Origin of the sequence: Archangium violaceum (assembly GCF_016859125.1) — a bacterium.
Classification (GTDB): domain Bacteria; phylum Myxococcota; class Myxococcia; order Myxococcales; family Myxococcaceae; genus Archangium; species Archangium violaceum_A.
The window spans coordinates 644390-665398 of record NZ_CP069338.1 but is presented as its reverse complement, the minus strand read 5'-3'; the positions used below and the strand labels follow the sequence as shown (position 1 = coordinate 665398).

At 69.4% G+C, this 21009-nt stretch carries 20 protein-coding genes and 1 pseudogene; 8 read left to right on the top strand and 13 right to left on the bottom strand.

Translation table 11 applies throughout. From position 1 onward, the window contains the following. The 3 genes from JQX13_RS02830 to JQX13_RS02820 all read right to left on the bottom strand — a co-directional run bounded on the left by JQX13_RS02830 (window position 1) and on the right by JQX13_RS02820 (window position 2998). Window positions 1–1596: an ATP-dependent DNA ligase gene (locus JQX13_RS02830; protein ID WP_203407545.1), complete on the bottom strand. Its 1596-nt coding sequence runs from the start codon at window positions 1594–1596 to the stop codon at window positions 1–3. A 3-nt stretch (window positions 1597–1599) separates the two neighbouring features. Next, window positions 1600–2625: a ligase-associated DNA damage response exonuclease gene (locus JQX13_RS02825; protein WP_203407544.1), complete on the bottom strand. Its 1026-nt coding sequence runs from the start codon at window positions 2623–2625 to the stop codon at window positions 1600–1602. A 97-nt stretch (window positions 2626–2722) separates the two neighbouring features. Beyond that, the gene (locus JQX13_RS02820) at window positions 2723–2998 is read right to left on the bottom strand and encodes a hypothetical protein (RefSeq protein WP_203407543.1); all 276 of its coding nucleotides are present in this window, start codon (window positions 2996–2998) and stop codon (window positions 2723–2725) included. Between the two features lie 256 nt (window positions 2999–3254). Here JQX13_RS02820 and JQX13_RS02815 point away from each other — a divergent pair, with 256 nt between their 5' ends. Continuing rightward, window positions 3255–4436, top strand: coding sequence for a hypothetical protein (locus tag JQX13_RS02815; RefSeq protein ID WP_203407542.1), 1182 nt, complete (start codon window positions 3255–3257; stop codon window positions 4434–4436). A gap of 2 nt (window positions 4437–4438) precedes the next feature. Here the strand turns inward: JQX13_RS02815 and JQX13_RS02810 are convergent, their stop codons facing one another. From JQX13_RS02810 to JQX13_RS02800, 3 genes and pseudogenes are all read right to left on the bottom strand, one after another. After that, window positions 4439–5218, bottom strand: coding sequence for an ROK family protein (locus JQX13_RS02810; protein ID WP_203407541.1), 780 nt, complete (start codon window positions 5216–5218; stop codon window positions 4439–4441). Window positions 5219–5325: 107 nt separating this feature from the next. After that, window positions 5326–5583, bottom strand: a pseudogene (locus tag JQX13_RS02805) (CoA-binding protein); the annotation flags it as partial. Beyond that, window positions 5483–5803, bottom strand: coding sequence for a helix-turn-helix domain-containing protein (locus JQX13_RS02800; RefSeq protein ID WP_239015222.1), 321 nt, complete (start codon window positions 5801–5803; stop codon window positions 5483–5485). The gene JQX13_RS02800 and the pseudogene JQX13_RS02805, both read right to left, overlap by 101 nt. 133 nt (window positions 5804–5936) lie before the next feature. On the opposite strand from JQX13_RS02800, the gene JQX13_RS02795 reads away from it, so the two are divergent. Next, complete coding sequence (locus JQX13_RS02795; protein ID WP_203407538.1) at window positions 5937–6728, top strand: SDR family NAD(P)-dependent oxidoreductase; 792 nt, start codon at window positions 5937–5939, stop codon at window positions 6726–6728. Window positions 6729–6826: 98 nt separating this feature from the next. Then, entirely contained in the window at window positions 6827–7444 is a 618-nt protein-coding gene (locus JQX13_RS02790; protein ID WP_203407537.1) for an SgcJ/EcaC family oxidoreductase, read from the top strand. Here JQX13_RS02790 and JQX13_RS02785 read toward each other — a convergent pair. The 3 genes from JQX13_RS02785 to JQX13_RS02775 are packed head-to-tail and all read right to left on the bottom strand — an operon-like array spanning window position 7404 to window position 10808. Then, window positions 7404–8921, bottom strand: coding sequence for a phosphatase PAP2 family protein (locus JQX13_RS02785; protein WP_203407536.1), 1518 nt, complete (start codon window positions 8919–8921; stop codon window positions 7404–7406). The two genes, JQX13_RS02790 and JQX13_RS02785, sit on opposite strands and share 41 nt — an antisense overlap. Next, window positions 8918–9838, bottom strand: coding sequence for a fatty acid desaturase (locus JQX13_RS02780; RefSeq protein WP_203407535.1), 921 nt, complete (start codon window positions 9836–9838; stop codon window positions 8918–8920). Before JQX13_RS02780 ends, JQX13_RS02785 begins: the two co-directional genes overlap by 4 nt. After that, window positions 9822–10808, bottom strand: a complete 987-nt coding sequence (locus JQX13_RS02775) for a Rieske 2Fe-2S domain-containing protein (RefSeq protein ID WP_203407534.1) — start codon at window positions 10806–10808, stop codon at window positions 9822–9824. Before JQX13_RS02775 ends, JQX13_RS02780 begins: the two co-directional genes overlap by 17 nt. A 69-nt stretch (window positions 10809–10877) precedes the next feature. Here JQX13_RS02775 and JQX13_RS02770 point away from each other — a divergent pair, with 69 nt between their 5' ends. Continuing rightward, window positions 10878–12059 carry a type II secretion system F family protein gene (locus JQX13_RS02770; protein WP_203407533.1) on the top strand — a complete coding sequence of 394 codons (1182 nt, stop codon included), beginning with the start codon at window positions 10878–10880 and terminating at the stop codon, window positions 12057–12059. A 37-nt stretch (window positions 12060–12096) separates the two neighbouring features. Here the strand turns inward: JQX13_RS02770 and JQX13_RS02765 are convergent, their stop codons facing one another. Together JQX13_RS02765 and JQX13_RS02760 are read right to left on the bottom strand one after the other, a co-directional pair. Continuing rightward, on the bottom strand, window positions 12097–13074 hold the full coding sequence (locus tag JQX13_RS02765) for a hypothetical protein (RefSeq protein ID WP_203407532.1): 978 nt from the start codon (window positions 13072–13074) through the stop codon (window positions 12097–12099). Window positions 13075–13205: 131 nt separating this feature from the next. Continuing rightward, a complete protein-coding gene (locus JQX13_RS02760) occupies window positions 13206–14252 on the bottom strand; it encodes a sensor histidine kinase (protein ID WP_203407531.1) in 1047 nt (348 codons plus the stop codon). Window positions 14253–14699: 447 nt separating this feature from the next. On the opposite strand from JQX13_RS02760, the gene JQX13_RS02755 reads away from it, so the two are divergent. Next, window positions 14700–16214 (top strand): DUF2380 domain-containing protein, encoded by a 1515-nt coding sequence (locus JQX13_RS02755; RefSeq protein WP_203407530.1) that lies wholly within the window; start codon window positions 14700–14702, stop codon window positions 16212–16214. Next, entirely contained in the window at window positions 16214–16684 is a 471-nt protein-coding gene (locus JQX13_RS02750) for an NUDIX hydrolase (RefSeq protein WP_203407529.1), read from the top strand. The genes JQX13_RS02755 and JQX13_RS02750 overlap by 1 nt, the downstream gene beginning before the upstream one ends. Before the next feature lie 51 nt (window positions 16685–16735). Here JQX13_RS02750 and hemG read toward each other — a convergent pair whose 3' ends face one another. Further along, entirely contained in the window at window positions 16736–18100 is a 1365-nt protein-coding gene (gene hemG, locus JQX13_RS02745) for a protoporphyrinogen oxidase (protein WP_203407528.1), read from the bottom strand. A 108-nt stretch (window positions 18101–18208) separates the two neighbouring features. On the opposite strand from hemG, the gene JQX13_RS02740 reads away from it, so the two are divergent. Next, window positions 18209–18901: an SDR family oxidoreductase gene (locus tag JQX13_RS02740; RefSeq protein WP_203407527.1), complete on the top strand. Its 693-nt coding sequence runs from the start codon at window positions 18209–18211 to the stop codon at window positions 18899–18901. A 4-nt stretch (window positions 18902–18905) separates the two neighbouring features. Here the strand turns inward: JQX13_RS02740 and pdxH are convergent, their stop codons facing one another. Further along, on the bottom strand, window positions 18906–19502 hold the full coding sequence (gene pdxH / locus JQX13_RS02735; RefSeq protein ID WP_203407526.1) for a pyridoxamine 5'-phosphate oxidase: 597 nt from the start codon (window positions 19500–19502) through the stop codon (window positions 18906–18908). A 73-nt stretch (window positions 19503–19575) separates the two neighbouring features. Between pdxH and glgA the strand changes: the two genes are divergently transcribed. Continuing rightward, on the top strand, window positions 19576–20997 hold the full coding sequence (gene glgA / locus JQX13_RS02730; RefSeq protein ID WP_203407525.1) for a glycogen synthase GlgA: 1422 nt from the start codon (window positions 19576–19578) through the stop codon (window positions 20995–20997). Window positions 20998–21009 lie beyond the last annotated feature (12 nt).

The window sequence follows — 21009 nt, the reverse complement described above, 5'->3', positions numbered from 1 at the left end:
CTACGCGGGGGCATGCAGCAACTCCTTCAACTGCGCGAGCGAGTCCGCGTCACGAGGCGTCTTGTCCGAGCGCCACCGTGCGATGCGAGGGAACCGCAGGGCAATGCCGGACTTGTGCCGTGGAGAGGCTGCAATGCCCTCGAAGTGAAGCTCGAACACCTGCACGGGGTCCACGGAGCGAACAGGACCAAACTTCTCCCGCGTATGCGCACGAATCCACCGGTCGAGCCGACCAATCTCCTCGTCGGTCAGCCCGGAATACGCCTTGGCGATGGGCAACAACTCCTCGCCGTTCCAGACGGCGAAGGTGTAGTCCGTATAGAGCGAGGCGCGGCGGCCATGACCGGGGTGCGCGTAGAGCAGGATGGCATCCACGGTGAAGGGATCGATCTTCCACTTCCACCAATCCCCGCGCTTGCGGCCGTGCTGGTAGGGGGACTCGAGCCGCTTGAGCATGAAGCCCTCGACGTTGCGAGACCGGGACTCGCGCCGGACCTCGGCGAGTGCGGCCCACGAGCCCGCCTCGATGGCCGGTGACACGGGAAACATCGGCCTGTCGCGAAGCAACGCCTCCAACCGGGCGCGGCGCTCGCGGAGAGGCAGGGTGCGAACATCCCGCCCCTCCTGCTCGAGCAGGTCATACGCCATGAAGGCGGCGGGGGCCTCGGCGAGCACCTTGGGGGTGAGCTTCTGTCGCCCGATGCGGCGCTGGAGGCGGCTGAAGGGCAGCGGCTGCCCATTCTCATAGGCGAGCACCTCACCATCGAGCACGGTGCCATCGGGAAGGGAGGCGGCGGCCTCGGAGATCTCCGGGAAGCGCTCGGTGATGAGCTCCTCGCCGCGGCTCCACAGGAAGACGCCGCCCTGACGGCGGATGAGCTGACCGCGGATGCCATCCCACTTCCACTCGACGAGCCAGCCCTCGCGCTCGCCGAGCTGTTCCACGGGCTGCTCCAGGGGGCTGGCCAGGTAGAACGGATAAGGGCGCGAGCGGTCGCCATCGGAGACGTCCGGGGCGACGAGCTGCTCGAAGAAGGCGCGCGAGGGGGCCCAGGTGCCCATGAGGCGGTGGGACACGGAGGCCGGAGGCAACCCCGCGTGCTGCGCGAGCGCGCGGACCACGAGCGTGTCGGAGACGCCGACGCGCAGCTCGCCGGTGAGCATCTTGTTGAAGAGGAACAGCTCGCGGCGGGGGAGCACGTGCCACCAGCCGGTGATGCGCTCGCGCTGCTCGGGGAGGGAGAGCCCGGCCAGGGGCAGCAGACGCTCCTCCAACCAACGGGACAGGGGCAGCTCCTCGGGCTCGCGAGGGCGCTCGTTCTGGTCGAGCAGCAGCGCGATGACCTCGGCGAGGTCACCCACGACGGCATACGCCTCGTCGAAGAGCCACTCGGGGGTGTCGGTCAGCTCGCGGATCCACTGGCGGAGGGCCTTGGGGGCCACGAGCCGCTTGAGGCGGCGGCCGGTGAGGAAGAACAGTCCCCACGCGGCGTCCTCGGGAGGCGTGTCGCGGAAGTACGCCACCATCGCCTCCACCTTGGCGTTGGTGGAGGTGGTGGAGTCGAGCGCGTCGTAGAGGTCGGCGAGTCGTCGCACGGGTCAGTCCTCCGTCTCGCCCTCGAAGGGGGTGGCGAGTGGCGCCGCGTCGATGCCCTGGTGCTCGCGCAGGTAGCGCGCGAGCGTGTCGCTGGAGCCGTGGGTGACGAGGACGCGCGAGGCACCCGTCTCCTTCGCGGTGCGTAGGAGGCCCGGCCAGTCCGCGTGGTCGGAGAGGACGAAGCCGCGGTCATGACCCCGGCGGCGGCGGTTGCCGCGCACGCGCATCCACCCCGAGGCGAAGCCCGTCTCGTGCTCGCCGAAGCGGCGCATCCACGTGGAGCCGGCGGCGCTGGGCGGGGCCAGCACGAGCGCTCCGGCGTAGGAGGTGCCCTTCTCCATCTCGGACACGGGGCGGGTGGGGAGCATGCGGACGCCGGCCTCGCGGTAGCACTCCACGAGCGCGTGTGTGGCGCCGTGCACCAGCACCTCGCGGTCCGTGAGCCGGGCGAGCTCCGCGAGCAACCGCTGCGCCTTGCCCAGCGCGTAGCAGAAGAGCACCGAGGCCCGGCCCGCCTCGCGGTTGCCGTCCCACCAGCGCAGAACCTCCTCGGCGACGAGCCGCGTGTCGTCCCAGCGGTAGATGGGGAGCGCGAAGGTGGCCTCGGTGATGAAGGTGTCGCAGCGGATGGGCTCGAAGGGCGCGCACGTCGGATCCGGGTCGCGCTTGTAGTCGCCGGACACGACCCACACCTCGCCCCGGTGCTCGATGCGGATTTGGGCGCTGCCCAGCACGTGGCCCGCAGGGTGGAAGCTGACCGTCACCTCGCCGAGGGACAGGCGCTCGCCATAACCCAGCGTGGAGATGTTCGCGTCCGCGCCCAGACGTTTGCGCAGCAGGCCCAGACCGGGGCTCGCGCCGAGGTAGCGCTGGCTGCCCCATCGGGCATGGTCGCCGTGGGCGTGGGTGATGAGGGCGCGGTCCACGGGCCGCCAGGGGTCGATGTGGAAACCCCCCGCCGGACAATGGAGCCCGTCGGGGGTGACCGTGACGAGAGGCTGTCTATCGAGCGAGGGCGAGACGTTCATCCAGACCCTTTGGGATAACGGTCACGGCGAGGCACGACCACGGGAGGGCGGGCCTGCCCGGGATCGCCTCTTCCCTCGCCTGCTGGGGGGCCGGGAATCACTCGTCCGTTGGCTCACCCCGAGCGCCCGGCGCACCGCGCTCACCCCGGCCGCCGTGCTTGTCGTACTCCTCGGACAGGCCCTTCTCGAGGCTGCTGCTGTTCCATGGCTCGCCCACCTCGGAGCGCTGACCCCCGTTCTGTCCGGTCACATCGTTGAGTCGCTCGGACCGGCCCTCGGCGGGGACCCGGTCACCATGTTCCTCTGGGTCCTTCTGCTTCGCCGGATCCAGGGGGATGCCCATGGGCCGCTCGAGGAATTCCTTCTTGTCCATGGCGTCGCTCCATTCGTGAGTGCTTGTGTCGTTCATCGTGTGCATCGCGACGGGCATCGGGGGGCTGGACGCCTGGAGCGCCAGGGGCTGGAGGGAGGGCGAGCAGGAAGGCGGAGCTTTGCCTGTAGATCCTCCATTCCCAATGTGATGGCTGGAAGGCAGAGGAGCGCGGTTCGGAGCCAACGCCGCGTGAAGGTGTGCACACGCGGCGTATAGGATTCGCCTCCGCGCGCGAGGACGCGCCACGGGGGAAGAGATGATGCTCGCTGAACGCCTGCGCGACGAGACCCTTGCTCACCAGGCCCGGCTCGAGGTTCTTCCCTGCTTCCAGGCCCTCGTGTCGCGGACCCTTCTTCCCGAGAGCCAGCGAGCCCTGCATCAAGCACTCGCCCTCCTGAATCGGGATTTGATGTGGGCACTCGCCGCCGCGTCGCATCCCGCCCTGGTCGCGGCCCGCGCGGAGGACCCGCCGCTTCATCCGCTCCTCGAGCCTGGCCTCGTCCACGAGTCGCCTCGGGAAATACACCAGCGCCCTGTGCTCATTCGTGCCATCGCGCTCGGGGAGCGGATGCGTTCCGCGCTCCACCGGGAGCCCCTGTCACTGCTCGGCTACCACTACGCGTTGCGACTGGCCCTCTTCCCCCTTCCAGACACCTCCCCCTGGCTCGAGCTCACGCGTCTGCTCGAGGGCGTTTCCCTCGAGGCCGCCCAGGAAGACGGGCTCGTCCGCGCGGTATCCGAGGCTTTCTCCCAGGTCGAGGGTCTGCTCGACACGCTCCACCCTCCGAGCGCGCTCCCTCCCGTCTACTGGCTCAACCGTGATGCCGGGAGCCAGCCCATCACCACGGATGTCGACGAGCTGAGGGCCGCCATCCGCGCCGCCGAGGCCTCGTGGGAAGCGTCCTCCTATTACACGTGGCGCTATGGCGAGCACGGTCGTCCCTTCTCCTGGAGCGACAGCGCGTGGCTGGTGATGCTCGGAGACGAGTCCGACGACGCGGTATGGAAACATATCTCCTGGCTGGGCCGGCTGTTGGCCGCCCGTGGCATGCCGCGTCTCCTGCTCGAGCGACACCTGCGGGTGCTCCACCAGGAGCTCGTCCGCGCGAAGCCCGCGCTCCAGGAGCGCTACGGTGTGCTCTCGCGAATGGCGGAGCGCATGGCCGGGGAGCGGCGCCAATTCCTCGATGACGAGACGATGAGCATGCTCTCGGTGGATTTCGATGAGCGTGTGGGGCCGGAGTGGAGCCAGCGGCTGCGGCGCACGGGCGAGCTGCTGGCGGCGGCCGTGGCGGACGAGTGCGGGGGACTCACGCAGGCCGTTCCGAGCCTCGCCGCGTGGATGTGCGAGCCCTCTCGTTTCCCCTCCTCGTGGATCCGCGCGGTCGAGGACACACTCGTGCGGGCACGTGGGCTCTGCCGTGTTGGCGGAAGCTGAGCTCAGCGGGGAACCGGTTCGTCCTTCCAGAGGGCGCTGCCGCCCAGGAGCCCGGCGATGTTCTCGGTGAGCTCCACGTTCTTGGGGAGCGGGAAGTCGACGAGCCTGGAGTTTCCGCCGCCCAGGTAGATCTTCCGTGGGTTGAAGATGGGTTGGACCTGCTCCAGCACGCGCTGCACGTGCTTGTTCCACTTCTTCCTGCCGACCCGCTTCAGCGCGGCATCGCCCACGTACTCCTCATAGGTCTTCCCATGCCGGAACGGGTGGTGGGCGAGCTCCAGGTTGGGCACGTACTTGCCATCGACATACAGCGCGCAGCCCATGCCGGTGCCCAGGGTGAGGACCATCTCCACCCCGCGCCCCTCGATGACGCCGAACCCCTGCACGCCGGCGTCGTTGAGCACGCGGGTGGGGCGGCCGGTCGCCTTGGACAGCGCCTGGGCGAGATCGAAGTCCTCCCAGCTCTTGTGGAGGTTTTGGGCCGTCTTCGTCACGCCTTCCTCCACTACGCCCGGGAAGCCCACGGACACCCGCTCGAAATCGCCGAGCGGTTTGATGAGCTTCATCAGCGCACGCATCACCGCCTGGGGGGTGGCGGGCTTGGGCGTGGCCACGCGCTGGCGCTCGGAGAGCGGCGCTCCATCCGGCCCGAGGACGAGCACCTTGAGTCCCGAGCCTCCGATGTCGATGGCCAACGTCCGGGGACCGGAGGCGGACGTGGAGGACTCCCGGGGCGTCTTCTTGCGTGGAGACGGGCGAGGGGCGGCGGCGACGCGAGGCATCCATTCCTCCAGCGGTGGAGCGTCAGTGTAGGGCCCACTGCCCGAACGGCAACGGGTCCGTCGTCGCTGGAGGACGGGCGCGTATGCGAGCGGACAAGTCGGGTGGACTACGGAGAGGCGCGTGACTCGGAGAGCCGGCCGCGCTCGAGCTTCATGCATCGGTCCTGGACCACCTGGATGCCAGCGCGAGCGAGTTGCTCGGCGGCGGCGTCGTTGCGGATGCCGAGCTGGAACCAGACGGCCCTGGGCTTCTTGGCGAGCAGGTCATCCACGTGCGGGCCGATGTCCTCCGGTTTGCGGAAGACCTCGACGATGTCGACGGGGCCGGGCACCTCGGCGACGGAGTGGTAGGGCTTCTGGCCGAGCTCGGTGGGGCCCACGTCCTCCGGCGCCCTCCGCGCGTTCGCGGTAGAGCTCGCCTTCGGCGGTGAGTCTCAGCCGCCGGGTGGAACGCTCGATCAGCCGCACGCCGAGCCGGCCTTCGATGCGGCTGATCAGCTTGGCGGTCGAGGACGGCGTCATGCCGACCACGCGGCCCGCGCCGCTGAAACTGCCGGTCTTCGCCACCTGCAGGAAGACCTTCATCACCCAGGCTCGCTGATCGCTCATGAGGTCACCTTGTCATTGGAGGACAAGGTGTTACGACCTCTCGAGCTGTTCCCCCAGGAAAGATGCGTGTGTACCCAAGGGATTCAAGTCACCCAGAAGGAGAATCTCGATGGACCTGCAGCTGAAGGGAAAGACGGCTCTCGTCACCGGCTCGACCGCGGGCATTGGCCTGGAGATCGCCCGGCGGTTGGCCGCCGAAGGCGCGGACGTGATCATCTGTGGCCGCAACCGGGCCAAACTGGACGAGGCGGTTGCTCGGCTCAGCGCCTCGGGCGGCGGAAAGGTCCGTGGCGTGCTGGCCGATCCGGCCACCGCCGAGGGCGCGAAGGCCCTCCTGGAAGCGGCCCCTGGCATCGACATCCTGGTCAACAACCTCGGCATCTACGAGTCCAAGGCCTTCTCCGACATCACCGACGAGGACTGGCGGAAGCTCTTCGAGGTGAACGTCCTCAGCGGTGCGCGTCTGGCGCGCCAGTACATTCAGGGGATGCTCGAGCGCAACTGGGGGCGGATCATCTTCGTCTCCAGTGACTCGGCGCTCAAGGTGCCTCCGGACATGATCCACTACGCGATGACCAAGACCGCCCAGCTGACGATCTCACGTGGCCTGGCCGAGTTGACGAAGGGCACGCGGGTCACGGTCAATTCCGTCCTGCCGGGCACGACCCGCTCGGAGGGCATCGTCGACTTCCTGAAGAGCGTCGCCAGCAACCCGAATGCGCCAGCGGCCGAGATCGAGGCGGAGTTCTTCCGCGAGGAGCGCCCCACCTCGCTGCTCCAGCGGATGATCGAGCCGGAGGAGATCGCCAACCTCGTGGCCTATGTGGCGAGCCCCCTGTCTTCCGCCACGAACGGAGCGGCCCTGCGCGTCGACGGAGGAGTCACCCCGACCATCGCCTGATTCTCGGGGCTCCGTGGATGTCCCCTCTCCCAGAGGGAGAGGGCGCATGCGCAACACGTGGACACTCCACTAGGATGGGCGCCCTTTCGGGAGGCCCCATGAATCGGATTGTCGGCTGTGTGATGGCGTGTCTGGTGCTGTTCTCGCCGGCGGCACTTCGGGCACAGGCGGCCGGTGGGAACACGGCCGATGTCGAGGCCACCCACCAGGCGCTGCGCACCATCAAGAACGACATGGAGCAGGCGCTCAACGCGCGGGACCTCGACCGGTTGCTCTCTCACGTGCACCCGAACGTGGTCTTCACCACGATGAACAACGACGTGCGCGTGGGCAAGGACTCCATCCGGGCCTACTACGACCAGATGATGAACGGCCCGGACCGCGTGGTGCAGAAAATCACCGCGAGGTTCGAGGTGGATGAGCTGACCCGCCTGTACGGGAACACGGGCATCGCCCAGGGCTCCTCGACCGATCACTACCTGCTCACCGACGGCACGGACATCGTCGTCAACGGCCGATGGACCTGCACCCTGGTCAAGGAGGGAGACCAGTGGCTCATCGCCGCCTTCCACTACTCGACCAACGTGTTCGACAACCCAGTGCTCGACAAGGTGAAGATCGCGGCGGTGACCTTCGGTGGCATCGGGACGGTGGGGATGCTCGTCATCGGCCTCGTCATCGGCCGCCTGTCGGCGCGCCGGAAGGCCACGAGCTGACCTCGGAGGACTCGCGAAGGAAGGGCATCTTCCGAGGCAGCCGCTTCGCCCAGAAGCCCCTGATGGAGCGGTGGAACAGCCGCAGCAGGCCCACCCCGGAGCGGCCCTCGAGCGCGGACAGCTCCACCGCGGCCTGCTCGAGCAGGGCCCGCGCGCGGCCGTACTCGGCCAGCATCCAGGCCCGTCCCGCCACCGAGCCCACCAGGTCCTCGTAGCGAAGCGGGTCCACGCCTTCCGCGCGCACTGCCCGGCATACCTCGGCCGGCACGTTGAGCAGGCCCTTGTCCAGGTCCTCGCGCAGGTCGCGCATCGTGGAGCACCAGCCGAACGCATCGAGCAGGGCGGGCGAGTCCGACGCACGGACCTCGACTCCGGCCACGTGCAGCATCAGTCCCACGGACAACCGGAAGGTGTCCCGGTGGTGCGAGCGGAGCGCCTCGGCCTCGAGCTCCCGGCGCTCCCGCACGCGCTCGCGGTCCTTCCGCATGGTGCGCACGAGCTGCAACGCCTCGGCTCGCGCACCGTCGTCCCCGAGCCCGGTGAGGAACACCCGGCCCAGCGTGGAGGCCGAGCCCTCGTCGCTCCAGCGGCCGGTCTCCATCTGGCCGAGGAGGGCGTCCACCTGGTCGAGCGGCTCTCCGTCGATGGGGCGATCTCCGTCCAGCACGTCATCCACGAGCTGGAGGAAGCAGAACCCGGCTCGGGCCACGCGCGTGGCGCGCCACCGGGGCAGAGAGTAGCGGTAGAGGCCCAGGGCGATCAGCAGGTAGCGCAGGTGGCGGCGGGAGAAGAGGTACAGCTCCCGAGCGCAGAGGGCCTCGACCCGGATGGCCTCGAGGAAGTCCGCGCGGGAGGCACGAGACGCCACGACGCGCCACGTGCCCCACGCGAGGATCGCACCCGCGAGCACATCGGCCAGGTGGTGCTCGTGGATGAGCAGGGTGGACGCGGTGATGGCCATGGCCCAGAGGCCGAACAGACTCCGCGCGAGCCAGCCTCCACGCTCGCCATAGGCCAGGGCGGCGGTACACGCGAAGGCCACGTGCAGCGAGGGCAGGTAGTTGCGCTCGAGGTTCATCGTGTCGGCGAGGAAGAAGACGCTGGCCCATCCTCCGGAGACCTCGCGGGGAGGCCAGGCCACCTCGACGGGGAGGAGCAGGAAGCACGCGGCGCCCAGCACGGTCTCCAGGCAGAGCGCGAGCACGAAGGGCGCCATCTCGCGCCACGTCCGGAAGACGAGCAGCGAGAGCAGGAGCAGCAGGTCCATGCTCACGTAGACGGCGGCCCAGGCGGGCACGAAGGGGATGTGGCGCTCGAAGGGCAGGTCCACGCGCACGCCCCAGGTGTAGAAGCCGGTCACCGCGCTCGCGCCGCCGTAGACGACGAGGAAGAAGAGCGCGAAGCCGAACGCCATCGAGCCCGTGAGGAGAAGCTCGTCACGGCGGGGCCAGCCGCAGAGGGGAGTCCTCGCGCTCATCGCTCCTCCACGGGGCTCGGGAGGGGCCGGGGGCCGCGCCACATGGACAGCCAGATGCGCAGGAACGAGGGCCGGGGCACCTCCGGGTCCACGTAGCGGCCCAGGTAGAGCCAGGGCACGCGGGGGTGCCGGTGGTGGGCGCGGTGGTAGTGGTAGTTGAGGAACAGCCAGCGCACGGGAGCGGCCACACGCAGGTCCCACGCCCCATCGCGCACGTCCAGCGGAGACCAGGCATGGTCCGCGTATTGGAGCGAGCTCCAGTTGATCGCGAACGCCGCGTAGCACAGCGCCCATCCGGATGCGGTGAGGTCCAGCCCGAGCACCAGCCCCACCTGCACGGCCAGCGTGAGCAGCGCTTCGAGCCGGATGGTGGAGCCCGGCGCGTCCTCGAGCCGTCCGAGGTAGGCCTCGGCCCCGGTCTGCTCGCCATAGCGGGTGCCGGTGCCGCGGAGCCGTCGCAGCAGCCCGGGGAAGAGCGCGAAGGCGATGCAGCCCAGCGGGACGAAGGCCCAGTAGAGCCCGGTGAGGATGGAGTACCACTGCGCGTGCTTGAGGAAGCGGTTGTCCCCGGGGCGCAGGTAGTCGAACTGCTCCAGCTCGGTGCGGTTGTTGCGGTGGTGGGTGAGGTGGAAGGTGCGCTGCAGCGTGTACGACGTGGGAAAGAAGGCCGCCGCGAGCCGTCCGAGCCAGTCATTGGCGCGCCGGGACGTATGGAGTACGCCGTGGGTCGCCTCGTGGAGCAGCGAGAAGACGGTGTTGTTCACATAGGAGAACGCACCCGCGGACAGCAGCCGCACGGTGAGCGACTCCGCGTGCGAGGCGAGCCAGAGACACCCGGCGCAGGTGAGCAGGGCGGTGGCGAGGAGCACGGTGTTGAGCGTGGCCGGAATGGGGACGTCCTCACCCGTGCTCGGCATCGGAGTCCTCCGGGAGCTGGGCGGCGAAGTCGAGCAGGTGGCGCAGCACGGGATCGGCCGCGGCGGCGGCGGGGTTGAAGCGCATCCCCTCGAGCACGGACAGGTCCCTGCGCAGGAACGAGGTGAAGAGCCACCGCGACACGGCGAGGCGCAGGCGCTCCAGTCCCGGGACGCGGCCCGGGCGCGCGGCGAACGACATCAACACCGACACGCCGTCGGGGGCGGGGCGGAAGCCGGCGAGCAGGGCGCTCCGGGTGCGGCCGAGGTCGCTCTCCACGGACAGGAGCGTGCCTCCGTGGAGGGTGATGGTCACGCCGATGCGATTGCCCGACAGCGCCTTCATCAACCGGTCGCTGGCTCCGGTGCCGATGACGCGCGAGGTGTAGCGCAGCCGGAGCGTGAAAGGATCCGGGCGCTCCACGACGGGGGCATCCCAGAGCTCGCGGTGGTGCACGGTGCGCAGGTGCTCGATGTCGAAGGAGTTCGCCGCGAGCGGGAGCCACGAGCACCGCACGGTCACCGGCGGTCCGGTGCGCCACAGCAGGCCGGGCTCGCCCACCTCGGGTGGGGGGAAGAGGCTCACGGGCCCGTTGAACACGAGGATGGCGCCGTAGCGCTCCACCACGGGGAACGCCCGCTGTCCGGGCCTGCCGGTGGGATTCGAGTGTCCTGGCGCCGCGCGGCAGATGCCACTGCCGTCGAACCGCCAGTGGTGCAGGGGGCAGCGCAGGTGCTCGCCGATGACGGTGCCGTGCGCGAGGTGGGCCCCCATGTGGGCGCAATGGGCCGAGAGCGCCTGGACGCGGCCACTCTGGCCGCGGAAGAGCACGAGCTCCCGCCCTCCGAGGCTCCAGCCCCGCACCTGTCCGGGCCGGAGGGCTTCGGAGGGACACGCGAGGTACCAGGAGCGCAGCCGTGCCGGCTCGGAGCGACGGACCGGATCCGTCCACGCCACGACATTCACCGCCATGGGGTGACCCTACTGGATGCTCACCGGGTGGTCTAACCTGATGGGACTTCAGCGCGAGAAGGCACTCCCATGAACGAGCCACGGTCTCCCCGGACGGCGTCTCCGTCCCCCAGTGTCGGTTCCCAGGCCAGGGCTCCGGTCCGCGATGGCGTGCGTTCGGCACTGCGCGCCGCCCCGGCCCACGAGGAGCGCGAGTGGCTGGCCCGGGCGTGGGCACGGCATCCGCTCGTGGCGATGGTGCGGCACCGGCCGCGGCTCACCTTCTTCCAGGGGCTGCACCGGATGATCCGCGCGGGGATCGGCCTGCCCATCGCCTTCTCGGAGCTGTCACGTGGCGCGGCGAGAGATCCCTTCCGTCGCGCCGTGGCCCAGGTGGGCGAGGCCGTGGCGGCGGGCTCCAGCCTGGCCGATGCGATGCGGCGGCATCCGCGCTGGTTCGAATCCCAGACGGTGGAGTTGCTGGGCGCGGCGGAGGCGGCGGGAACGCTCGAGTCGGCCCTGGAGCGCATCGTCGAGCAGATGGAGGAAGCGCAGCGCATGCGTTGGCGCGCCGTCTCACTCTGCGCCTATCCGGCCTACCTGCTCGTCGCGTTCGTTTTCGGGGGCGCCCTGCTGGATACCGCGGGCAGCCTCAGTGCCTCCGGGCGCGTGAACGACATCCTCGGGATGTTCCTGTCCCATTTCATTCGCAAGGTGCTGCAGGTGGGCTCGGCCGGGTTGGCGGCGTTCCTGGCGCCGCTGGTGCTGGCGGCTCCGGGCATCGCGCCCCTCTGGTCGGACTTCCGCATGCGCGTTCCCCTGCTGGGCCGCGTCCACCGGGAGCTCCAGGCCAGCCGCTTCAGCCTCGTGCTGGGCGCGACGCTCGGGGCGGGGCTGGAGGTGGGCCGGAGCCTTCAGATGGCGCTCGAGGCCACGGGGAGCGCGCGGCTCCGTGCTCGCGCCAACCTGGCGCTCCATCGCCTCCGCACCGGTGCCACCCTGACGGACGTGGTGGAGTGGCTCGACGTGTTCGATGGGGAGTCGCTCCAGCGCGTCGCCACAGGGGAGCGCACGGGGGACCTGGAGCCCGTGCTCACCGGGTTGTCGCGGGAGCACGCGGACACGGCGATGCGCTGGCTGCGGACGTTGATGTTCGTGATCATCGCCCTGCTGTCGGTGTTCCTCTTCGCCACCAACATCGGCAAGGTGGTGCAGCTCCAGAGCGGCTATCAGCGCCAGTTGGGGGAGCTCGAGCAGCTGGAGCGCCGGTGAGGGCAGGGGACCGCGAGCCCGCGGTCCCCGCTTCATGTCACGGCGTGAGGGCCGTCCAGTCGGAGTTGGCCACGTTCACCTGGAAGTTGTAGGCGCCGTTGGTCCAGCACAGGCCGTAGGGCCCGAGGTCGCTGGTGTTGCTCGCGTCCAACGTCACCCATGCGAAGGAGCTCGTCATCAGCTGGAGGCCCGAGGCGCGGATGCGCGGGAAGGTGGGGCACACCTGGGCCTGGTCCATCAGGTGATGCGACTCCCACATGGTCCAGCCGGTGGCGAAGGTGGACGAGCCGCAGATGGCGGGAGACACCTTCTCCTCCCAGATTCCGAGGTTGAAGTTGTACATCAGCCCGTGCCAGCAGCCGTTGCCGTCCTTGTAGGCCTCGGTGAAGTAGCGCTCCTCGCCGTCGTAGACGCGCGCGTATTTGCTCTTCCACGCCGCGTCCATGTCCTCGAAGTTCTGCCAGCCCGTGGCGCCGTCCAGGCCGCAGTGGTCCCAGAAGCCATGCGCGTGCGCGGTGGTGGCCATGCCGCTGTAGCGCCAGTGCGCCGTCACCGTCTCCACGCAGGCGTTGCCGGCGGGCATGTGCGTGGGCGCGTAGATGGTGGTGCCGATGGCGTTGTCGGGGATGACCAGGTCCGTCTGGACATCGTTGGCGGCGAAGACGCCCTGGCCGCTCCAGATCCAGAACCCGCGGTCTCCCGAGCCCGGGAAGATGTCGGGGATCTGCCCGTCCGGGCGCGGCTTGCGGGCGCGCTCCGGCAGGCGGGCCCGGTTGCGGCTGACTTCGTTGACCTGGGGCTGGGTGTTGGGATGGGCGGGACCGTGAACGGCCTCGTCATACGGCTGGGGAGGCGCGTCGATGGCCTCCTCCGGCGGGATGGGCTGGCCATACGGCAGATAGCGCTCCCCTCTCAGCGCGACCGGCGACTCCCAGTCGTCCTGCGCCTGCGCTCGTGCCTCGGTCCCCACCCACGACGAAGCCATCACTGCCGCCATGAACCACATGCCGCGCATACGGTTTTTCCTTTTTTGGAGCTATGGCGGCTTTTAAATGGTTCCCTTTTTCCGGGACAAGGACCGATTACGTCACGTTCTCGGACACGGACGAGCCCCAGGACACCTGGTGGGTCAGAACGAGACGCGACTCAGGTGACGATGCCGGGCACGGGGCCGCAGCGGGGCAGGGTGACGGTGACGCGGGTGCGAGCTTCCTGGCTGTCGAGGGCGAGGCTCGCGCCGCCAGCGTAGGCGAGGGCGAGCCGGCGCTCCACGGTGGGCAGGCCACTGCTGCCCTCACGAGGACCCTTGGAGGCACCGGGGTTCTCCAGAGAGAAGAGGAGCGTGTCGCCTCGGGTCTGGACGGAGAGGGAGATGGAGCCGCGGTGGCCGGCGGCGGGCCCGTGCTTCACCGCGTTCTCCGCCAGCGGCAGCAGGACGAGGGGTGGCACGGGGAAGGACTCGAGGCCGGGCTCCACCTGCACGGAGAGATGGAAGAGGTCCGGGTCGCGCAGCAGGTGCAGCTCGAAGAGGGTGCGCACCAACTCCAGCTCGCGCTCCAGGGGCCAGGTGGCGGCGCGCACGCCGGCGAGCACACTGCGCAGCATGGAGGACAGCCGCAGCACGGCGGCCTCGGCCACGGCACCGTCCGTCTGGCACCACTCGGCGATGGCGTTGAGCGTGTTGAAGAGGAAATGCGGGTCCAGGTGGCTGCGCAGGGCGAGCAACTGTGCCTGCTCGGCCTCGAGCGCGAGCCGGGCGGCGCGGGCGCGCTCACGGGCGAGGCTCTCCTCGAAGCCGATGTCCCGGCCCAGGCCCCAGCCGCCCACGAGGAAGAGGGCCATGCAGATGGCGAGGCTGTAGCGGTCGGTGAGGAAGGTGGGTCCCATGCCGATCAGCTTGGGCAGCACGACACCCGTGGACAGCACGACGCCCACGCCCACGGTGGCGTAGAGCAGCAGGCGGATGCCGCCGTGGCTGAAGTCGAGGCCCTCGGGGAAGATGACGCGGTAGGACACCGGGGCCACGGCCACGCACACGGCGCACAGGAGAATCCCCAGGTGGGCGGCCATCGGCTCGTAGCTGAAGCGGGCCTGGGCGGCCACCAGCGGCACGCTGATGAGGATGATGGGGAGCAGCCGCCTGGGCACGAAGAGCGCCTTGAGGGTGGCGCGGACGATGGAGCCTTCGTTCATGACGGACCGGGGCGTGAGTATATCACCCGGGCCGGGCCCGGGCGGTGGGGCTCAGGAGTGGGCGTGTCGTGTCCCGCTGACGCCGAGCGCCAGCGCGCCCAGCAGGACGAACGGGAAGAGGAGGACGGCGAGGGGGACGAGCAGGGCACGGCGGGGCGAGGCCATGGTGTGCTCCGGAGGAGAGGGGGTCATCCGGAGAGTGTCTCGTCTGCCCCTGACATGGGGAGCCGGGCGGGCGAGCAGTCGGAAACCGGGGATGAACGGTCTTCCCCAGTGGCATGCCAGGGCGGAAACGAGGGCGCCGTGGCTTCATCAATTGGCCCCAGGTGACCTGAGCGGTTGGAATCACCGGGCCAGGGAATCCGTCCGCATTCACCCGTCTTTTCTCGTCTATCCGGATTCGTCGGAGGTGCCCGCTAGAGTGGGAGTTCCCCATTGGAGGCGCTGATGACGTCCGCGCTGCTGGTGCTGCTGCTCTCCGCCATGGCCCTGCTGTCCACCGGCTGCGTGTCGCTGACGCCACCACCCGGCAGGGGGATGAGCCTGCGCTACACGTCGGGCGAGGCCACGGGGCCTGCATCGGCCCAGGGGCCGGGTGTCGAGTCTCCCCGCCTCCTCGCCTCAACGCCCGAGTCCGAGACACCGGAGCGGTTGCACCGGCACCGGGCCGCCCGCGGGGAGGTGACGGCGGCGGGCCTGGACCGCGCGGAAAGGGAGGCGCGGCAGCGGGCCCTCGCGGCCCAGCTGGCGTTTCGCGGTGCTCTTCGCGAAGTGTCAGGCACCACCCGCCGCATCTCCAGAGAGTTCGCCCGGCTCAACGCCAGTGGCCGGGGCCTCGCCAGTGGAAACGGTGTCTTCCTCCGCTACGCCGACTACGGCGCCACGCAACTGAGGTGGATGGAGGCCCAGCTCACCGCCGCCACCCGGCTGGCCAGCGCCGCGTCGGAGGTGGAGGACCCGGACATTCAGCTCGCCCTGCTGCGCGTGGCCGGCCCACGGCTGGAAGCCGCCATGGTGGGCTCGCTCCTGCTCGCCGTCTGGCTCGATTTCCTCAACCTCGCTGACGTCGCGCTCGAACAGCACCTCTACCCCGTGGAGACGCTCTTCGCGGACATGTGGCGCAGGCAGGAAATGCTTGAGCCCGCCATGCGGGCGCTCTCCTCGCGAGAGCACGAGCAGGTGGAGGCCGCGGCGCGAGACGTGCCGCTGCTGGTAGGCCATCTCACCGACGAATTCGCCACCACCGTGGAGAGAATGCGCGTGGCGGCGGAGCACCTCCAGAAGATGCTGGTGCTCAAGGAAGCCATCGAGACTGTCACGATGCTCTCGACGATGAGGTTCTCGCTGCCCTCGGCGCCTCCGTCCGCGCCCGCCCTGGTGGGTATTGGCCTGGCGGTAGGCGGCGACGGGGTGATGATGGGTACGCGGATTGTCGTGTCCGCCGAGTGGGTGGAGAGGGTGCGCCAGTTGGTGCGCGCGGGTGTCCTCTCCCTGCCCGTTGTCAGCGCCGCCGTGCGGATTCAGGCGGGCCAGGTGATGCTCGCGCAGGCGCATGGCGAGCTGCCGAGGGGCGTGCGCGACGCGCTGGGCGATGGGCCCGAGGTGGGGGCCATGCACGAGACGGGCAAGGCGGGGGCTGGCATGGCCGAGCCGCCGCGGCACCACGTCCTGCCGAAGGAGTTCCGCGAGTGGTTCGAGAAGCGCGGCTTCACCGGCGAGATGGACATCGACGAGTTCTGCGTCAGGCTGGAGCAGGCGCACCACGAGGCCATCCACGGCGGTGGGAACTGGAAACTGGGGCGCACATGGCCCGGTGAATGGAACCGGATGATCATGAAGGCGCTGCGCGACGCCGAGTTTGAAGCTGGCCGGATGTTGACGCGGAACGAGGTCATGGACATCGTCGCGGATCGTATGAAGTTCTACGACATCCCGATGAATTTCACTCCTTGGAGAAGGTGATGACCGACGGACGTTCCTGGGAGGGCAACTGGAAGGTGCGCCTGTACGAGCGGGTCCGCGAGCGGGGCTACGACTCGCTCTCCGCCTTCGCAGATGCTCGTCCGACCGCTTCGCTGGTGGCGCTGGCCGAGGAGCTTGGCAAGGACGACGTCGCCGGGGTGCAGGTGTTCAGCGGGTTGCTTGCCGAGGCGGAGCGAAGCCATCGGGTCACTCGCCTTGTCCGCGGACAACTCGTGCGAGAACTGTGGGCATGTCTCCCAAACGGCTGGCCGACCGTTATGGATGACGCCAACCGTTTCAAGGTTGCCAAGGCAATCGGATTGTGGAGTTCCCTTACCCCAACAACCCATGAGAAGCGCGTCGAGCAGGCTCGGGCAGCGCTTCGTGCCACGCCACCACCGCCCGGTTGGCTCCCGCACGGGCCCGACGATGAGTTGCTGCTGACGCTCCTGCCCGACGAGGGGGTCTGAGCTTCACCCATTGGAGTGGAAGATGAGCAATGAGCCTGGGCATGGCGTTGCTCAGCGCGCGAGTGTGTCCACCAGCGCGTTGGCGTTGCGGATGCAGTCGGTGAGGCCCACGCCCTTGTAGGCGTTGCCGGTGAGGTACAGCCCGGGCAGGCGGGCCACGCCCTCGTCGATGGCCGCCACCCGCTCCAGGTGGCCCACGTTGTACTGGGGGATGCCTCGCTTCCAGTGGAAGACCTCGGTGAAGGAGGGCTCGGCCGTCACTCCCGCCAGCTCCCGCAGCTCCTCGCGCGCGAGCGTCACCAGCGCCGCGTCGTCCAGCTCCACCAGATCCGGCCGCTTCGCCCCGCCCACCATGCACGTGAGGAGGATGCGTCCGCCCTCGGCGCGCCAGGGGAAGGTCGAGGAGGCGTGGATGACGCCCAGGACGCGTCGCCGCTCCAGCGTGGGCACGAGGAATCCGAAGCCATCCGGAGGCGGCAGGCTGCCCGGCGCGAAGCCCAGGTGCACCACCGCGACGGGTGCGTAGGCGATGCCCTCCACGCGCGCCGCGAGCGTCTCGTCCAGGGGCCGCAGCAGCTTCGCCGCCACGTACGCCGGCACCGCGAGCACCACCCGGTCCGCGGTGAGCTCCGCCCGCTGCCCGTGCTCCTCCACCGCGAGCCGCCAGCCGTTCCCCTCGCGCCGCAACCCCTCCACCCGCACTCCCGTGCGCGCCGCTGTTCCGAGCGATCGCGCCAGGGCGTCCACCAGCACCCCCAGGCCTCCGTCGAACGAGGAGACCGCGCCCGACGGCTTCGGCGCGCCCTCGCCCGGGGGCAGTGCCTTGCGCGCCGCCTTCTGGGTCCGCACCATGCCCAGCACGAGGCTGCGGTGCTGCTTCTCCAACTCCACCACCTTGGGGAAGACGGCGCCCACGCTCAGCGCCTCCACGTCGCCCGCGTAGATGCCCGTCTGCATCGCGTCCACCAGCACCGCCGTCGCCGTGCGCCCCACGTGCCGCCGCCCGAAGTCCGCCAGTGACTCGTCCCCATCCGGCGCGCGCCGGGTGAAGAGCTCGCCCATCATCCGCAGCTTCGCCCCCAGCGGCACCACGTCCGACTTCAGCAGGGCCGGCGGTGACGAGGGCACCTCCCGCAGCTTCCCTCGCGAGTAGATGTAGCGCCGCTTCGCCGCGGGGTCCGCCGTGCGGATGCGCCCCTCGATGCCCAGGCTCGCCGCCAGCTGGCGCAGCGTGGGCTCCCGGTCCACGAAGCTGTTGGGGCCCGCCTCGATGATGAACCCGTCCCGGCTCAGCGTCTGGATGTTGCCCCCCAGCTTCGGGCCCGCCTCCAGCAGCGTCACCTCGGTTCCTCGCGCGCGCAGCCCATGAGCCAGCGCCAGACCGCTGATTCCACCGCCAATGATTACGACGCTCATGATTGGTTCCGCTCCCGGTGCAATCCGGGGTTTCCACCGCTTGTCACTCCTGGTCAAGTGCCTCGGAGCGCTGTGTCTTTCCTGATGGGCCCGCGTTTAATGGGGCTCATGCGCTATGCCATCACCGGTGCCAGCCGGGGTCTGGGTCTCGAGTTCGTTCGTCAGCTGCTCAACCGTGGTGACTCCATCGACGCGGGAGTCCGCTCACCCTCCGAGGCGAAACAACTCCAGTCACTCGCCCATGAGGCGGGGGGCCGGCTCCGGATTCATGCGCTCGACATCTCCGACGCCAGGAGCGTGGACGCCTTCGCCGCCGCGGTGGGGGAGGGCCAGCCCCTGGATGTGCTCATCAACAACGCGGGCGTGTACGGGAAGGAGGGGACGCTGACCGCGCTCGACTACGAGTCGCTGGCCGACACCTTCTCCGTCAACACGCTGGGCCCCCTGCGCCTGTCCGCCGCGCTGCTGCCGGCCCTGCGGCGGGGCTCGGCGCGCCGCATCATCCACATCACCTCGAAGATGGGCTCCATCGGCGACAACGGAGAGGGGGGCTCCTACGCCTACCGCATCTCCAAGGCCGCCATGAACATGGCCATGCGCAACATGCACCTGGAGCTGCACCGCGAGGGCTTCGTCACCGTCTCCCTGCACCCGGGCTGGGTGCAGACGGACATGGGCGGCCCCCAGGCGCCGCTGCGCCCCGAGGACTCCGTGCGCGGGATGCTCAACGTCATCGACCGGCTCCGCGCGCAGGACGGGGGCCGGTTCTTCAGCTACGAGGGCCAGGAGATTTCCTGGTAGCGGCTCACGGATAGAGGATGTCCGTCTTCCAGCCTTTGCCCTCGCGCAGGTAGACGAGCCGATCGTGGAGCCGGCTCGGACGCGCGTGCCAGAACTCGATGCGGTCGGGCACCACCCGCAGGCCGGACCAGTGCGGCGGCCGGGGCACGGTCTGCCCCTCGTACTTGCGCGTGAGCTCCTCCACGCGCGACTCCAGCAGCTCGCGCGAGGGCAAAGGCTGGCTCTGCAGGCTCGCCCACGCGCCCACCTGGCTTCCGCGGGGCCGGCTCTGGAAGTACGCGTCCGCCTCCTCGTCCGACACGCGCTCCACTCGCCCCTCCACCCGCACCTGGCGTTCCAGCGGCTGCCAGAAGAAGCAGAGCGCCGCCCACGGGTGGGCCAGCAGCTCCCGCCCCTTGCGGCTCTGGAGGTTGGTGTAGAAGACGAAGCCTCGCTCGTCGAAGTCCTTGAGCAGCACCACGCGCGAGGACGGCCTGCCCTCGGGCCCCACGGACGCCACGATCACGGCGTTGGGGTCCACGGGGATGACTCGCTTCGCTTCCTCGAAGAGGGCCGCGAAGCGTTGGATGGGATCCTGGGGTAGCTCCACGCCCTCCACCATACCAACCCGCTCCGGGAGTGCGAGTCGCGTGTTTGGGTTGACTCGCCCATCCCACACGGCATCGTCTCATTCCATGAAGATTCTCTACGTGGCCTCCGAAGTAACGCCCTTCTCCAAGACGGGCGGACTCGGAGACGTGGCCGGCTCCCTGCCCGCGGCGCTCGCGGAGCTGGGCCACGAGGTGAAGATCGTCACTCCTCGTTACGCGTCCATCAAAACGGATCGCCTCACCCCCACCGGCCATCACCTGGAGTTGCGCTTCCCCTTCGGCATCGAGCGCGGGCCCATCCTCTCCCTGCGTCAGTCCCCCACCCTGGAGGTCCTCTTCCTGGAGAACGAGCACTTCTACGGCCGGGGCGGCATCTACGGGGACGCCTGGGGCGAGTTCGGTGACAACCACCGGCGCTTCGCCTACCTGTCGCTCGGCGCGCTCCAGGCCGCCCAGCGCCTGGGGTTCCACCCGGACATCATCCACGTCAACGACTGGCAGACGGGACTGGTGCCGGTGGCGCTCCAGCGCGGCTACCAGGGGACGCCCCTGGCGCGGGCACGCAGCGTGTTCACCATCCACAACCTCGCCTACCAGGGACAGTTCAACAAGCACGTCATGGAGGACCTGGGGCTGCCCTGGGAGCTCTTCAACGCCGAGCATGGGCTCGAGTTCTACGACACGGTCAACTTCCTCAAGGGCGGCATCCAGTTCGCCGATGCCCTCACCACCGTGTCGCCCACCTACGCGAAGGAGATTCAACAGCCGGAGGGCGGGGCCAGCCTGGACGGGTTGCTGCGCCGGCGGCAGGGGGTGCTCACCGGCATCCTCAATGGCATCGACGTGCACGAGTGGAGCCCGGAGACGGACACGTACCTCCCGGCGCGCTACGGGGCGAACGATCTGTCGGGGAAGGCCGTCTGCCGGCGCGAGCTGCTGCGCCGCTTCGGGTTGAGGGAGGACACCTCGGCCCCGGTGTTCGGCATCGTCTCGCGGCTGGCCTGGCAGAAGGGGATTGATCTGCTGCTGGAGGTGATGCCCCAGGCGCTCCACTCGGACATCCGCTTCATCGCGGTGGGCAGCGGCGAGGGCCACTACGAGGATGGGCTGCGCGCCCTCCAGCACCACTTCCCCCAGCAGGTGGGGACGTTCATCGGCTTCGACCAGGGGCTGTCCCACCTGGTGGAGGCGGGGGCGGACTTCTTCATCATGCCCAGCCGCTACGAGCCGTGTGGCCTCAACCAGATGTACTCGCTGCGCTACGGCACCGTGCCCATCGTCCGGGCCACGGGAGGTCTGGTGGACACGGTGGAAGGGGGGCTGGACGGCAACGGCATCCTCTTCGAGGCCTTCCACCCCACGGCGCTGCTGGCGGCACTGCGGCGGGCGCAAGCCCTCTACGCCGAGCCCGAGCGCCTGCTGGCCTTCCGGCGCAGGGGCATGGGCAAGGACTTCTCCTGGGCGGCGTCGGCTCGCAAGTACGAGCGCCTCTTCGCTTCCTTGTGAACGGAATAGTGG